13 protein-coding genes and 1 pseudogene are annotated in these 14,140 nt (G+C 64.9%); 8 read left to right on the top strand and 6 right to left on the bottom strand.

What is annotated here, in order from left to right; translation table 11 throughout:
- Positions 1-19 precede the first annotated feature (19 nt).
- From Cocul_RS04765 to Cocul_RS11835, 3 genes and pseudogenes are all read left to right on the top strand, one after another.
- Positions 20-2,035, top strand: a pseudogene (locus tag Cocul_RS04765) (carbon starvation CstA family protein).
- The gene (locus tag Cocul_RS04760; RefSeq protein WP_055122177.1) at positions 2,032-2,214 is read left to right on the top strand and encodes a YbdD/YjiX family protein; all 183 of its coding nucleotides are present in this window, start codon (positions 2,032-2,034) and stop codon (positions 2,212-2,214) included. The pseudogene Cocul_RS04765 and the gene Cocul_RS04760 overlap by 4 nt, the downstream one beginning before the upstream one ends.
- A gap of 61 nt (positions 2,215-2,275) precedes the next feature.
- Positions 2,276-2,521, top strand: coding sequence for a type II toxin-antitoxin system Phd/YefM family antitoxin (locus Cocul_RS11835; protein ID WP_082422176.1), 246 nt, complete (start codon positions 2,276-2,278; stop codon positions 2,519-2,521).
- A gap of 249 nt (positions 2,522-2,770) precedes the next feature.
- Here Cocul_RS11835 and Cocul_RS04755 read toward each other — a convergent pair whose 3' ends face one another.
- Entirely contained in the window at positions 2,771-4,990 is a 2,220-nt protein-coding gene (locus tag Cocul_RS04755) for an NADP-dependent isocitrate dehydrogenase (protein ID WP_055122176.1), read from the bottom strand.
- Positions 4,991-5,079: 89 nt separating this feature from the next.
- The gene (locus Cocul_RS04750) at positions 5,080-5,997 is read right to left on the bottom strand and encodes a siderophore-interacting protein (protein WP_055122175.1); all 918 of its coding nucleotides are present in this window, start codon (positions 5,995-5,997) and stop codon (positions 5,080-5,082) included.
- A gap of 71 nt (positions 5,998-6,068) precedes the next feature.
- Between Cocul_RS04750 and Cocul_RS04745 the strand changes: the two genes are divergently transcribed.
- The 3 genes from Cocul_RS04745 to Cocul_RS04735 all read left to right on the top strand — a co-directional run bounded on the left by Cocul_RS04745 (position 6,069) and on the right by Cocul_RS04735 (position 8,107).
- Positions 6,069-6,980, top strand: coding sequence for an exodeoxyribonuclease III (locus tag Cocul_RS04745; RefSeq protein WP_055122629.1), 912 nt, complete (start codon positions 6,069-6,071; stop codon positions 6,978-6,980).
- Complete coding sequence (locus tag Cocul_RS04740; RefSeq protein WP_055122174.1) at positions 6,980-7,858, top strand: trimeric intracellular cation channel family protein; 879 nt, start codon at positions 6,980-6,982, stop codon at positions 7,856-7,858. Before Cocul_RS04745 ends, Cocul_RS04740 begins: the two co-directional genes overlap by 1 nt.
- Positions 7,859-7,930: 72 nt before the next feature.
- Positions 7,931-8,107 (top strand): hypothetical protein, encoded by a 177-nt coding sequence (locus Cocul_RS04735; RefSeq protein WP_245622110.1) that lies wholly within the window; start codon positions 7,931-7,933, stop codon positions 8,105-8,107.
- Between the two features lie 69 nt (positions 8,108-8,176).
- Here the strand turns inward: Cocul_RS04735 and Cocul_RS04730 are convergent, their stop codons facing one another.
- The 3 genes from Cocul_RS04730 to Cocul_RS04720 are packed head-to-tail and all read right to left on the bottom strand — an operon-like array spanning position 8,177 to position 9,988.
- Positions 8,177-8,821 (bottom strand): hypothetical protein, encoded by a 645-nt coding sequence (locus Cocul_RS04730; protein WP_055122172.1) that lies wholly within the window; start codon positions 8,819-8,821, stop codon positions 8,177-8,179.
- Complete coding sequence (locus Cocul_RS04725; RefSeq protein WP_055122171.1) at positions 8,821-9,630, bottom strand: ATP-binding cassette domain-containing protein; 810 nt, start codon at positions 9,628-9,630, stop codon at positions 8,821-8,823. Before Cocul_RS04725 ends, Cocul_RS04730 begins: the two co-directional genes overlap by 1 nt.
- Positions 9,620-9,988, bottom strand: coding sequence for a GntR family transcriptional regulator (locus Cocul_RS04720; RefSeq protein WP_055122170.1), 369 nt, complete (start codon positions 9,986-9,988; stop codon positions 9,620-9,622). Before Cocul_RS04720 ends, Cocul_RS04725 begins: the two co-directional genes overlap by 11 nt.
- Before the next feature lie 517 nt (positions 9,989-10,505).
- Between Cocul_RS04720 and trpS the strand changes: the two genes are divergently transcribed.
- A complete protein-coding gene (gene trpS, locus Cocul_RS04715; RefSeq protein ID WP_055122169.1) occupies positions 10,506-11,558 on the top strand; it encodes a tryptophan--tRNA ligase in 1,053 nt (350 codons plus the stop codon).
- Between the two features lie 163 nt (positions 11,559-11,721).
- Entirely contained in the window at positions 11,722-12,792 is a 1,071-nt protein-coding gene (locus tag Cocul_RS04710) for a YhjD/YihY/BrkB family envelope integrity protein (protein WP_055122168.1), read from the top strand.
- Positions 12,793-12,796: 4 nt separating this feature from the next.
- Here the strand turns inward: Cocul_RS04710 and Cocul_RS04705 are convergent, their stop codons facing one another.
- Positions 12,797-14,113 carry a D-alanyl-D-alanine carboxypeptidase family protein gene (locus Cocul_RS04705; protein WP_055122167.1) on the bottom strand — a complete coding sequence of 439 codons (1,317 nt, stop codon included), beginning with the start codon at positions 14,111-14,113 and terminating at the stop codon, positions 12,797-12,799.
- Positions 14,114-14,140: the final 27 nt, after the last annotated feature.

Raw genomic sequence — 14,140 nt, 5'->3', positions numbered from 1 at the left:
GCGGCGGAAGGGAGAGGCGATGGAGGTTCTGCGCAACAAGGACACGGGCCAACCCGTGGGCGTGGTGGGGCAGCGGCCCTCGGCGGCGTCGAAAGTCATCATGCTGGTCATCGCCATTGTTGCGGCCGTGGGCTGGGCGATGATCGCGCTGCACCGAGGGGAGGCCATCAACTCCGTGTGGCTCGTGGCCGCCGCCGTGGGCTCCTACTTCATCGCCTACACCCTGTACTCGCGGTTGATCGCCTACAAGGTAGTGCGCCCGCGCGACGATCGCGCCACCCCCGCCGAGCAACACGCGGACGGCAAGGACTTTGTACCCACGGATCGCCGCGTGCTCTTTGGCCACCACTTTGCCGCCATCGCGGGGGCCGGGCCGCTGGTGGGGCCGGTGATGGCCGCCCAGATGGGCTACCTGCCCTCCACCCTGTGGATCGTGCTCGGCGTGATCTTCGCCGGGGCCGTGCAAGACTACCTGGTGCTGTGGGTGTCCACGCGGCGTCGCGGGCGCTCCCTCGGGCAAATGGTGCGCGATGAGATGGGGCGCGTGGGCGGAGCGGCGGGCATCGTGGCGGTGATCGCCATCATGATTATCATCATCGCGGTGCTGGCGCTGATCGTGGTCAACGCCCTGGCCCACAGCCCCTGGGGCGTGTTCTCCATAGCCATGACCATTCCCATCGCGCTGTTCATGGGCGTGTACATGCGCTACCTGCGCCCCGGGCGGATCGTGGAGGTCTCCGCCATCGGCGTGATCGCCCTGCTCGCGGTGGGAATCATCATCGTGCGACCCGAGGTGCAGATGCCCGCGATCACCCGCTTTGCCCGCGAGGGCGGCGGCCCGGTGTTCTCCGGCTCGCTCTTCCCCTTCCTCTTCATCACCATCGCCTGCGGCGCGCTCTCCGGGTTCCACGCCCTGATCTCCTCCGGCACCACGCCCAAGCTGGTGGAAAAGGAATCCCAGATGCGCATGATCGGCTACGGCGGCATGCTCATGGAATCCTTCGTGGCGATCATGGCGCTGATCGCCGCCGTGGTGATCGACCGCCACATGTACTTTGTGATGAACGCCCCCGCCACCCTCACAGGCGGCTCGGCGGACACCGCCGCCACCTGGGTCAACTCCCTCGGCCTACCCGGGGCAGACCTCACCGCGCAGCAGCTTAGCGACGCCGCCACAGCCGTGGGGGAGGAGACCATCATCTCCCGCACGGGCGGCGCGCCCACCCTGGCCTACGGCATGTCCGAGATCCTCACCGACGTGTTCGGCAACGCCGCCTTGCAGGCCTTCTGGTACCACTTTGCCATCATGTTCGAGGCGCTGTTCATCCTCACCACCGTGGACGCGGGCACCCGCGTGGCCCGCTTCATGATGACCGACACCCTGGCCGCCGTGCCCGGACTGCGCCGCTTCCGCGACCCCTCCTGGACACCCGGAAGCTGGATCGCCACCCTCCTGGTATGCGGACTCTGGGGTTCCATCCTGCTCATGGGAGTGAGCGATCCCCTGGGCGGCATCAACGTGCTCTTCCCGCTCTTTGGCATCGCCAACCAACTGCTTGCCGCCATCGCGCTCTCCCTGGTGCTCGTGGTGGTGATAAAGAAGGGCCTATACAAGTAGGCCTGGATCCCCGGCCTGCCCCTGGCCTGGGACCTGGTGGTGACCATGACGGCCTCCTGGCACAAGATCTTCTCCTCCGACCCGACGATTGGCTACTGGGCCCAGCACCGCCGCTTCCGCGACGCCCTCGACCAAGGCCTGAACTCCTTTGGCAGCGCCACCTCGCGGGAGGCGATGGAGGCCGTGGTGCGCAACACCGCCGTGCAGGGCGTGCTCTCCATCGTGTTTGCGGTATTGGTGATCGTGGTGGTGGCCGCCGCCCTGGTGGCCTGCCTGCGGGCGATCCGGGTACGCGCCGCCGGAGGGGAACCGCAGAGCAGCGAGGAGCCCTTTGCGCCCTCTCAGCTGTTTGCCCCCGCCGGACTGGTGGCTACGGCGGCAGAAAAGGAGATCGAAAAGGAGGTGCTGCGCTCATGAGGGCTCTGCTGCGCAAGGCTTATTGGTACGTGGCGGAAATGCTGGGGGAGAACGCCTACCGGCACTACGTGGAACACCTGCGCGCCCATCACCCGGAGGCCCCGGTGCCCACCGAGCGGGAGTTTTGGAGGGCCAAGTGGGCGGAGCAGGGGGCTAATCCGGGGGCGCGGTGTTGTTGAGGGGGGCCTAGCGGTATGGGTATATTGCCAAGGCGTACGCCATACCGTACGCTTCAGCAGTGTGGCAAGCATCACGTCTACCGCCGCCCGAGCTAACTTGTACCGCCTTATTGATGAGGTGAATGAGCATTCGGATCCGCTCCTTATCACGGGCCAGCGTCACAACGCGGTACTGGTGGGGGAGGAAGGTTGGCGGGCCATTCAGGAGACCCTATACTTGACCTCCATTCCCGGAATGGCGGATTGTGTACTCAAAGCGTTCGCAAAAGGACGCGCGAAACCTTTCCTCTGCGGGGTTAAAACCTAAAGCGCAGGTTTTATCCGGCTCTTAGAGTGCGACCCTCTGGCTACTCCTCCGCCTTGTGAGAAACTGGTGGGTAATCTTGCGGGGTATTTCTCCAGCAGAATCAATATCTAGCACCGGCTGGTGTATAAGATTCTTGAGGAGGAGAAAACCGTGCTGGTGCTGCGCATGTGGAGCCATTACGAATGAGGAATGAATAAAAGGAGGGTACCCGCTTGGGGTGCCCTCCTTTGCTGGGAAAAGGGGAATTACTTAAGCCTTAATCCCATCAATGATCTCATTAAACGCCGCAGACGGGCGCATGATGGCCGTGGTCTTGGCCTCGTTAGGCCAGTAGTAGCCGCCCAGGTCGGCAGGCTGGCCCTGGGCCGCAATCAGCTCGGCGTCGATTTGCTTGGCCTTGTCCTCCAGGGCCTTGGCCACGGGGCCAAAGACCTCGGAGAGGGCGGAGTCCTCGGTCTGCTCCGCCAGGGCGCGCGCCCAGTAGAGGGAGAGCCAGAAGTGGGATCCGCGGTCGTCGATCTCGCCCACCTTGCGGGAGGGGGACTTGCCTTCGTCGAGAAGCGTCTCGGTGGCGGTGTCCAGGGCCGCAGCCAGCACGGCGGCGCGTTCGTTGTCCCCTCCGCCCTGGGCGAAGTGGCGCAGGGACTCGGCCAGGGCTAGGTACTCGCCCAGGGAATCCCAGCGCAGGTGGTTCTCCTCCTGCACCTGCTGGACGTGCTTGGGTGCGGAGCCGCCCGCGCCGGTCTCAAAGAGGCCGCCGCCGGCCATGAGCGGCACGATGGAGAGCATCTTGGCGGAGGTGCCCAGTTCCAGGATGGGGAAGAGGTCGGTGTTGTAATCGCGCAGCACGTTGCCGGTCACGGAGATGGTGTCCTCGCCGCGGCGCAGGCGCTCCACGCTGACCTTGGTGGCCTCCACGGGGGAGAGGATCTGAATGTCCAGGCCCTCGGTGTCGTGCTCGGCCAGGTACTTGTTCACCAGGTCGGTGAGGTTGCGGTCGTGGGCGCGCTCCGGGTCCAGCCAGAAGATGGCGGGCATGCTGGAGAGGCGGGCGCGCTTGACGGCCAGCTTCACCCAGTCGCGGATGGGGGCGTCCTTGGTCTGGCAGGCACGCCAGATGTCCCCGGCCTCAACCTCGTGGGAGATGAGCACCTCTCCGGCGGAGTTGCGTACCTCCACCCGGCCTGCGGCGGGAATCTTGAAGGTCTTGTTGTGGGAGCCGTACTCCTCGGCCTTCTGGGCCATGAGGCCCACGTTGGGCACGGTGCCCATGGTGGTGGGGTCGAAGGCGCCGTTGGCCTTGCAGTCCTCGATCACTGCCTGGTACACCCCGGCGTAGGAGGAATCGGGGATCACGGCCAGGGTGTCCTGCTCCTGATCGTCCTTGTTCCACATGTGGCCGGAGGTGCGGATCATGGCGGGCATGGAGGCGTCGATGATGACGTCCGAGGGCACGTGCAGGTTGGTGATGCCCTTGTGGGAGTTCACCATAGCCAGATCGGGGCCCTCCTCCAGGGCCTTATCAAAAGCCGCACGGATCTCCGCGCCGCCCTCCAGGTTCTCCAGGCCGGTGAAGATGGCGGCCAGGCCGTTCTCGCCGTTGAGGCCCGCCTCCTCCAGTACCTCTCTGTACTGGTCGAATACGTCCTTGAAGTAGGCGCGTACCACGTGGCCGAAGATGATGGGATCGGAAACCTTCATCATGGTGGCCTTGAGGTGCGCGGAGAAGAGCACGCCCTCCTCCTTGGCGCGGGCCACCTGGGCGATGAGGAACTCGTCGAGGGCCTTGGCGGAGAGCACGGTGCCGTCGATGACCTCCCCGGCGAGCACCGGCAGGGCCTTCTTCAGGGTGATCTCGTGATCGTCCGCGCCCACGTGCACGATGGAGAGGGTGTCCTCGGCGTGCATGATGACGGACTTCTCGTTGTGGCGGAAATCATGGTCGCTCATGGTGGCCACGGTGGTCTTGGAATCCTTGCTCCACGCGCCCATGCGGTGCGGGCGCTTGCGGGCAAAGTTCTTCACGGCCTTCGGCGCGCGGCGGTCCGAGTTGCCCTCGCGCAGCACGGGGTTGACGGCGGAGCCCTTCACGGCGTCGTACTTGGCGCGTACCTCGCGCTGCTCCTCCGTGGAGGTTTCCTCCGGGTAATCGGGAATGTCAAAGCCCGCGGCTTGCAACTCCGCGATGGCGCGCTTGAGCTGCGGGAGGGAGGCGGAGATATTGGGGAGCTTAATGATGTTCGCCTCGGGAGTCTTGGCGAGTTCACCCAGCTCGGCCAGGGCATCGTCGATGCGCTGCTCGGCGGTGAGGCGCTCCGGGAACTGCGCGAGAATGCGCCCGGCCAGGGAAATATCGCGCGTTTCTACCTCGATCCCGGCGGTGGAGACGAAGGCCTCCACGATGGGCTTGAGGGAATACGTCGCCAGCAACGGCGCCTCATCGGTGCGGGTCCAAACGATCTTAGCCATGGTCACTCCTCATTCTCGGTGCGTCGTCTCAACGGCTATCCAGGGTACCCCTAACCGGCCTATCGGGTGCACGAAACCTGCGTGAAACCTCAGCCCATGGACACTCCTCGCCGCCAATACCCCATGAAGGCCACCTGGGAGCGCGCCACCCCCGCCTCCCGCACCAGGTATCGCCGCAGGTGCTGCACCACACCGGACTCCCCGGCGATCCAGAAGTACTCGCCCTCTTCCGTGGCCTCGGGCACCTCCCAGAGCAACTGTGCCTTATCGCCCACCAGGTGCGGGGCGGGTACTTCCTGCTTATCGACGCCCCCCGCGCCCCGCAGGTGCTCCCGCAAGGCCTCGTGGAGCAGGCTGCCCAGCGCAGCGCCCGCGCGCGGCAGCCACGTGATCGGTGCCGGGCTGGCGACGTCCAGGCGATCCCTATCGGTGGGCACCTCGATGTAGGCGCGGACGGGGAGGCCGGGGCGGTGTCGGTGCAGATCCTCCAGAATCCGGGCGATGGCGGGCGCGGCGGTCTCATCGCCACACAACGTGATGGACTGCGCGGCTCCCGGGCGAAACGCTATCCCGGAGCCGTCATCCACCCCCGCGCGGGGCCCCACCACCAGTACCTCCGAGCCGGGGCGTGCCTGATCGGCCCACCGCGCGGCGGGGCCGGTGGAGTGGGGGTCAAGGTGTAATACGAAGTCCACGGTGAGTTCGGTGCCGGGGCCACAGGTAGCCAATTCCCGGATGGAATAGGTGCGCATGTCCCCGCGCCGCCCCTCCGGGAGCGCCAACCAATCCCGATACCAATTCTGGGAGCCCTCAAGGCGCGGGAGTCCGCCCGATCGCGGCGGGAAGATGAGCTTGATGCGCTGGTCATACACCGGATCGCCGGTGTTGCCAATGGCCGCCATTCCCGGCCCGCCCAGGGTGATGCGCACAAAGTGCGGCGAGAGGCGCTGGGCGCGGGTCACCTGGGAGCGCGCCACCACGTAGGGACTGTGGGGTTGGGTGGTCATGGCCTGCTCCTGTCCTTAAGGTAGTCCACCCTAACCTAGCCGAAGGGGGAACAGTGTCTATTGTGGTGCGCATGACGCTGACCATTACCTCCGTGAATGTCAACGGCGTGCGCGCCGCCACCAAGAAACGCAGCGAGGAGAACCTCGGCATGAACGCCTGGCTGGAACGCAACCAGCCGGACGTGGTGCTCCTCCAAGAGGTGCGCGCCAGCATCGACCAAACCCACGCCGCCCTGGCCCCGGCCCTGGAGGCCGGGTGGCATTACGAGGGCGCCCCCGCCGCCGCCAAAGGGCGCGCCGGGGTGGGCATCCTCAGCCGCACCCCGCTTCACGACGTCTCCGTGGGCTTTGGCTCCTTTACCGATTCCGGCCGGTGGATCGAGGCCACGGTGGAGGCGGACTTTGGCCAGGTGCGCGTGGCCTCCCTCTACCTGCCGTCTGGCTCCGAAAACACGGAGAAGCAGGACGAAAAATACCGATTCTTTGACGAGTTCGACGCGATGCTAGCCCAGCGCGCCACGGAATACCCGAACATGGTGATCGGAGGCGACTGGAACATCTGCCACCGCCGCGAGGATCTCAAGAACTGGAAGGGAAACATGAAAAAATCCGGCTTCCTGCCAGACGAGCGGGCCTTCATGGACTCCGTGTTTGGTACCTTCCCGGACGAGGCCACCCAGGTGGAGGCCGGGGTGGGGGAGTTCTTCGGCGCCGTGGACTACACCGGGGGGCGGGCGCGCGCGGCGGCCCAGGAGCCGCAGTGGTTTGACGTGAATCGCCGCCTCAACCCGGAGGGGCCGGGCCCCTACACCTGGTGGACGTATCGCGGTCAGGCCTTTAACAACGACGCCGGGTGGCGCATCGACTACCAGGCCGCCACCGCCGCCATGATGGAACGCGCCCAGAAGACCTGGGTGGACAAGGCGGAGGCGGTGGAACTTCGCTGGTCTGATCACTCGCCGCTCAACGTCGTGTACGCATAATGCTGCTCTCCATTCTGTACGTCATAGGCATCACGGCGGAATCCGTCACCGCAGCGCTGTCCGCGGGGCGGCAAAAAATGGACGTTTTTGGCGTGGTGATGGTGGCCTGCATGACCGCCCTGGGCGGGGGAGTGGTGCGCGACGTGCTGCTCAACAACTACCCCCTGACCTGGGTGGAACACCCCATCTACCTCATCATCGTGATCGTGGCGGCCCTGGTGACCATCTCCCTGTCCTTCCTCATGCACTACTTCCGGGTGCTCTTCCTGGTGCTCGACGCCGTGGGCCTGGCCACCTTCTCCGTGCTGGGCACCCGCATCGCCCTGGAACTCGGCCACGGCTTCGTCATCGCCACGGTGGCCTCGGTGGTCACCGGCGTGGCCGGTGGCATCCTGCGCGACCTCATGTCCGATCGCATGCCCCTGGTCTTTGCCAACGAGCTCTACGCCTCCATCTCCGTGCTGGTGACCATCACCTACATGGGGCTTTTACAACTGGGGGTATCCGAGCACTGGGTGGTGATCGTGGCCCTGGTGGTGGGCTTTGGCTCCCGCTGCCTGGCCATCTACTACGACAAAGGCCTGCCCGTATTCGAGTACCTGGGCCGAGATCAGCCCATCGACCCCCGCGTGCGGCTCTCCTACCACCTCCTGCGCCGGGGCTGGCGTAGCGCCCGGAGGCGCTCTGGCTACGACGCCGCCCGCTATGCGCTGCTCAACCGGCAGGCGGGCCGCCATCACCGCAAGCCGAAGAACGAGGACATTCAATGGTCCCTCACCGTGGAGCTGGATAACAAGAAGCGACGCAAGCACGCCAGGGATAAGGTACAGGCGTGGCCGCCCAAGAGGGGGAAGCGAGCCGCCCCCGGTGGAGAATGACTGTGGACGTGTCTTATACTTCAACCCGATAAGGCACTTCCCGTTTGATTGGATCTTTATATGGTTGCGATAGTGTTATTTGTTCTCGGGCTCGCCGGGGTGATCGGCGGATTCCTCTGGGCCGCCGCCGTGGGGCACACCATCGCCGCGATCTTCGCCGCCCTGCTCATCGCCGTGGGTGGCTCCCTGATTACCGCGGCCTGGGCAGTGGTAGCGGACAAGATCAGTCCCACCTCCAAGAAGCTCTAAAGAGCGAATAACGCCGGTGGCCAGCCCCTCCCTGTGGTGGGAGGGGCTGGCTCTTTTTTTTTGGGGGGGCTAGAGGCCCCGGCGGGCGGTGAGGGCGGTGATGGCTATGGATGCGAGGGCCACCGGAACGGTGAAGTAGTACACGCCGGGGACAGGGGCATGAATGGTGACATCCGGGGAGTAGGCTTCGGTGAATGAGGCATACACGAAAGTGAAGCCGCCGAACACAACGAAAGAAATAATCACGATTACGAGCGCGCTGCGGTTGCTTGGTATGAGAGCACCGAACATGGTGCCCAGGGTCGCAGCGGTACCGATGAGGCAGAAAAAAATTGTGAACGTGAGCGTGAGGCTACTGGCGGGGTTGATCGTGGGCTCAATGGTGAACGTGGAGGGAATGGAGCGCACCATAAGCGAGCTATAAGGATTGCCGATATAGGTGGTGGCGGCACCGATGGCGGAGATGAGGATCGCGAAACCGACGATGGTGAGCAGATTGCTACCGAGCCACTTTTTCCAGGGGACGCCGAGGGAAAGGCAAGCGCGCAGATCGGTGGCAGCAGCCCAGAACAGGCCAAAGGTGGTGGGGAGGAGAAGAAAGTTCCACATGTCGCCCTCGGACAGAAGAAGATTGCTCAGTCCCAGCGCGGCGGCGATAAGCACAGTACTGAGGAGAAACAGGCGTTGGGAGGGGTGGTAAAAGACTTTCCACATTAGGTGCGATTCCTTTCCTGATAGACCAGGGCATTAATGGCGGCGGTGTCCTCGGGATACTCCACTGTGACCCCGCGGGGGACGTGCTCGGGAGTGCCAATGAGCATGAGGCGGGTGAGATTACCGAGGGTCTGCTCGTGGAGAACCGGCAGGGAACCTGTGGCCTGCCGAACCTCTGTGGTGGGTCCGCTGAGAATAGGGAAGCGAGCGCGAAGATCATCCAGGGAATAGGTGCTGCCGAGGTGGCCCTGATTGATAGGGGTGACGTTCTCTACTAGTCCGGCAAGATCCTCTGCGCGATGCGAGGTGATAATGATCGTGAGCAGTGGGCTTCCCTGTATGAGGCCAAGGAGTGCGGTGCGCAGGCCCTCGCGCGCGGTGACGTCGAGGCCGGTGAAAGGCTCGTCGAGAAGCATCAGCGGGGCGCGGCTGGCCAATGTGGTGGCTACTGCCGCGAGTTGCCGTTCTCCCACGCTGAGCTTGTGGGTGGGGTTGCGCGGGGTGAGACTGAGAAGGTCAAGGGTTTTTTCTGCCAGTGCGTGATCGAAGTCTGGATGCACGAGCGCGGCGATGGAAAAGTGACGGCGCAGTCGCGCCCCAGCAAAGGAAATGTCACTGCCCGCCATGGACATGGCTGCGGGGCCGACGTCCCGGCTGCCGGAACGCAGCGGGGTGAGGCCCGCGATGGCGCGCAGCAGCGTGGTCTTGCCGGAGCCGTTGGGGCCGATGAGCCCGTGCACGCCGGGTTCTAACTCCCACGTGGCGGGGGAGAGGATCCCCTGCTGATCGACGGCTTGATTAATCTTCATGCTTTTTCCTTTCCTGCTCTATGGCGGCGTCGAGATCGCGGGGGCTCAGCCCCAGGGCGGCTGCCTCGCGTAGAAGCGGGCGGATGTAATCGCGGGCCAGGTGTGCGCGCCGCTGTTGGAGAATGCGCTCGCGGGCGGTGGGGGTGACGAACATTCCTAGCCCGCGCCTTTTTTCCACCAGCCCCTCCTGGTGGAGGGCGGTGAGTGCCTTGGCGGCGGTGGTGGGGTTGACGGAGTGGAAGGCGGAGAGTTCGTTGGTGGAGGGGGCGCGGTCTCCTTCCTTGAGGGTGCCGGCGGCGATGTGATCGCGGAGTTCGTCGGCTATGCGCTGGTAGAGGGGTCGGGAATCGGTGCTCATGTCATGGGTACCTCTTTCGGTGGGTGACTATACCACTTATGTGGGTAACCATGTAAGTGGGGGTGAGGTGGTAGGTACCCTGGGGCTTACGCCGTGCCGGTCGGAGGAGAAAGATGGAACTATTAGCGGTACCGATGTGGGAGATGGAGGACTGCGGGGGACTTGACCCCGATAGCACCTTTGTGAGAATCCGATTGTTCAGAGACACCGTAGTGGCCGAGTTTTCCCTCACGGAGCTATGCAGTTTTTGGGGAATTGATGGGCCTGACTGCCTGCGCAGGCAATTTATCGTCTGGCATGAGAGGGGTGCTTTTCCTGGGATGGGGTGGAGAAAATCCACGTGGAGGAGAAGCCCTTTTCCCAATACTTCGCCTCCTCAAAGGTTCCCGGGTGCTATGCCCCGCAACCGCTCCCGGAGCCCATCGACGGGAAGATCGTGTGGGGCAGGCAAAAGGAATAGCAGCCGGGCCTCCGGTGGGTATCAACCCCCGCCGGGAAACCTCTACACTGATAAGGCATGAGCGAAGAGCACGGCCTATCCCCGGCGGCCCCCGCCGGTGCCACCCCCCAGCGCGTCCTTTCCGGTATCCAGCCCACCGCGGATTCCTACCACCTGGGCAATTACCTCGGAGCGCTCAAGCAGTGGATTGACCTGCAAGAAGGCTACGATGCCTTCTACTTCATTCCCGATCTCCACGCGATCACCGTGGAACAGGACCCCGCCGAGCTGCGCGCCCGCACTCTGGCGGGCGCGGCGCAACTCCTGGCCCTGGGGATTGACCCGGAAAAGTCCACCCTCTTCGTGCAGTCTCAGGTGCCTGCGCACGCGGAACTGACGTGGGTGCTCACCTGCCTCACTGGTTTTGGTGAGGCCTCCCGCATGACGCAGTTTAAGGACAAATCCGCCAAGCCGGGCTCCGATCGCACCTCGGCGGGGCTTTTCGCCTACCCCATGCTCATGGCGGCCGATATTCTCCTCTATCGCCCGCACCTGGTGCCGGTGGGGGAGGATCAGCGCCAGCACCTGGAACTCACCCGCAACCTGGCGGAGCGCTTCAATCACCGCTACGGGCCTACTTTTGTGGTGCCGGAGGGTTTTATTCCCGAGGGCTCCGCGAAGATCTACGACCTGCAAGACCCCACCTCCAAGATGTCTAAGTCCGGTGCGAACCCCAAGGGGCTGGTGAATCTCCTGGACGATCCCAAGATTTCCGCCAAGCGCATCCGCTCCGCGGTCACGGACAACGATGGCGTGATCGCCTATGACCGGGAGAACAAGCCCGGCGTGTCCAATCTCCTGGGCATTCAGTCCGCGCTCACCGGCACCCCCATCCCGGATTTGGTGGCCTCCTACGAGGGGAAGGGCTACGGTGCGCTCAAGGTGGACACAGCCGAGGCCCTGGAGGCCTTTACCGCCCCGCTGCGGGCGCGGTACGAGGAGTTCATGGGGGATCGCGGAGAGCTGGAGAATATCTTGGCCAAGGGCGCGCAGCGCGCCTCTGAGGAGGCCGCGCCGTTGCTGGCGGAGGTGTATGACAAGATGGGCTTCCTGCCGCCGCGTTCCGCTTAGTGATGCCTGCTTAGCGACGCCTCCGCGGCTGCGGCAGGCGGGCGTCGCTAAGCCTCCGTTAGGTGTGGACTCTTAGGCGCGGGCGCGGTCATGGTTTACTGTGGTGTCGGCGGGTGCCGCGCGCGCCCCCCAACGCTCACCGCCTACGAGAGGAGCCTGCACCGTGGCCACCGTCACCAGCGCCGATAAGCGCGATACGGATGAATATGGCATCGAACGCATCCGTACCGACGAGCCGGGCTTCATCGACAAGCTCCGCGCCAAGTGGGGGTGGTTCGATCACGTCATGCTCATGCAGGAGCGCTACGGCATGATGGGCGGGAATCAGTACTCCGCGGGCATCACCTACTTCTCCGTGCTGGCGATGTTCCCCATCCTCATGCTCTGCGTAGCGATCGCCGCCACCGTGCTGGCCGCCAACCCGGATCAACTGGCGCGCCTGCAAGATCAGATCGCCGGAAACCTTGACGGCCAGATGGGGGAGATGGTCAACGAGATCCTCGATACCGCCATCGACCAGCGCGGGACGGTGGCCGGCATCGGCGCCGTGACGGCCCTGTGGTCCGGGCTGGGGTGGATGAACAACCTGCGCTACGGCGTGTCCAAGATGTGGCGGCTCGACCCCACCGACGGCAACTTTGCCGTCAAGAAAGCCCTCGACCTGGTGGGGCTGGTGGGGCTGTTGCTCTCCTTCGCCGTGGCCTTTGGCGTGACCGCCGTGGGCTCCTCCGGGGTGACCACTCGGCTCCTAGAGATGGCGGGCATCGACGACGCCCCGGGAATGCAGTACGTGATTATGGGCGTGGCCATCGTCCTGGGCTTGCTGGCAAACTTTCTGGTCATGACGTGGATGATTATCTTCCTGCCCCGCACGCACGTGCCGCGCCGTTCCGGCCTGAAGGCCGCCGCGATCGGCGCGGTGGCCTTTGAGCTCATCAAACAACTGGGCTCGCTCTTCGCCTCCAACGCGCTGAGCAACCCCGCCGGCGCCACCTTTGGCCCCATCATCGGCCTCATGGTGCTCATGTACCTGATCTGGCGCGTGGTGCTCTACGTCTCCGCCTGGGCCGCCACCACGGAGGAATCCCTGGCCGAGACCCCCGTTCCCGCTCCGGAGCCCGCCGTGATTAGGGTGCGCAATGAGGTGCGCGAGGAAACCTTCTCGCCCAAGGTGCTGGGCGCGGGCGCGGCGTTGGGCGCTGCCGCCGCGTGGTTACTGCGGAGGCGCAGGTAAACGCTTATCGACGCCGCCGCAGACTCAGCAGCGTGAGGAGAGCCGCAGCAACCAGCACGATCCCCGCCACGACGGTGCCGATGAGGGCGCCGCGTTGCGCGGTAGAGGATCCGGCGGACTCGGAAGTATCACCCGGTTGGGGTGCCGGGGAGGGGGCGGCGGAGGATTCCACCGCCCCCGATTGCTGATCTAGGTCACCCACGCTGGCCCCGCGCGGCAGCGCGTAGGCGGCGTGGAGGAGCCGCTGGGCCTGCTCCCACGGGCGCCCCTTATCAATGGTGGTATCCAACACGACGGCGGCCAGGCGACGGCCCCCGCGATCCATCGCGCCCACGAAGGTGTGGTTGGCGTCGTCGGTATAGCCGGTCTTGCCGCCGATACCGTCGGGATCGTTGAGGAACAGGCCGTTATCGTTCCACACCTCGTAGCCGGGATGATCGTCATAGCCGGGAAGATTCCAGAACTCCGTGTTCACGATGGCGGCAAAAGCGGGATTCTGCCACGCATAGCGATACATCTTGGCCAGATCGGTCACGGACGTCATCTGCCCGGCGGTATCGAGACCGGTGACCGACCCCACGTGGGTATCGGTGGTCCCGATCTGGGCGGCCAGATCATTGACCTTGCGCAGGGCCACGGCGTCCCCGCCGAGGGCCTCGGCAAGAGCCTGGGCGGCGTCGTTGCCGGAGGCCAAGAGGAGCCCGTGAAGCAGATCCTCCGTGGTATAGCGCCCCGTGGTGCCGATCCCCACGGCGGACCCTTCCATTCCGGCGGCGCGTTCGCTCACGGGAATCACGGCGTGATAATCCAGATCACGCAGGGCCACCAGGGCCAGCAGAACCTTAATCACGCTGGCCGGGCGGTACCTCCCGTGGGGGTCTTTTTGCGCGATGACCTCGCCGGAGTCCAGGTCAAAGACAAGCCACGCGCCGGCGGTCTGATCCTGAGGCACCCGGTAACCCGGCGCGGCTATCACCCCGCAGGATCCCTGGTACGTCACCGGCGGCGGGGTGGGGGCCTGCTGGCCGGGGGCCAAGGCCTCCGAGGTGGTGATGGGATCACCGGGGCGCAGCGCGTGGGGGCAGGACTGAGTATCGGGTGCCGCCGTGCGGGTGGGTGTGGGGGTTTCCTCTGCGGTGGCGTTATTCTCGGCGTGATCCGCCGAGCTATCAATGCCCTCCGGGCCGGGCGCTGTAGCACCGGGAACGGCCGGGGGCAGCGGCGGGTTGACCTGCGCCGTGGCGGGAAGAACCACCCCGCAGTGGAGCGGGACGAGCACGCAGGTGGCCGCCAGAACGCGACGAGAGGTAAAAGATAACATCGCGGTATATGTTAGACGGCCACCGGT

This window comes from Corynebacterium oculi (assembly GCF_001412105.1).
Lineage (GTDB): Bacteria > Actinomycetota > Actinomycetes > Mycobacteriales > Mycobacteriaceae > Corynebacterium > Corynebacterium oculi.
This window is presented reverse-complemented; position numbering and strand designations above follow the sequence as displayed.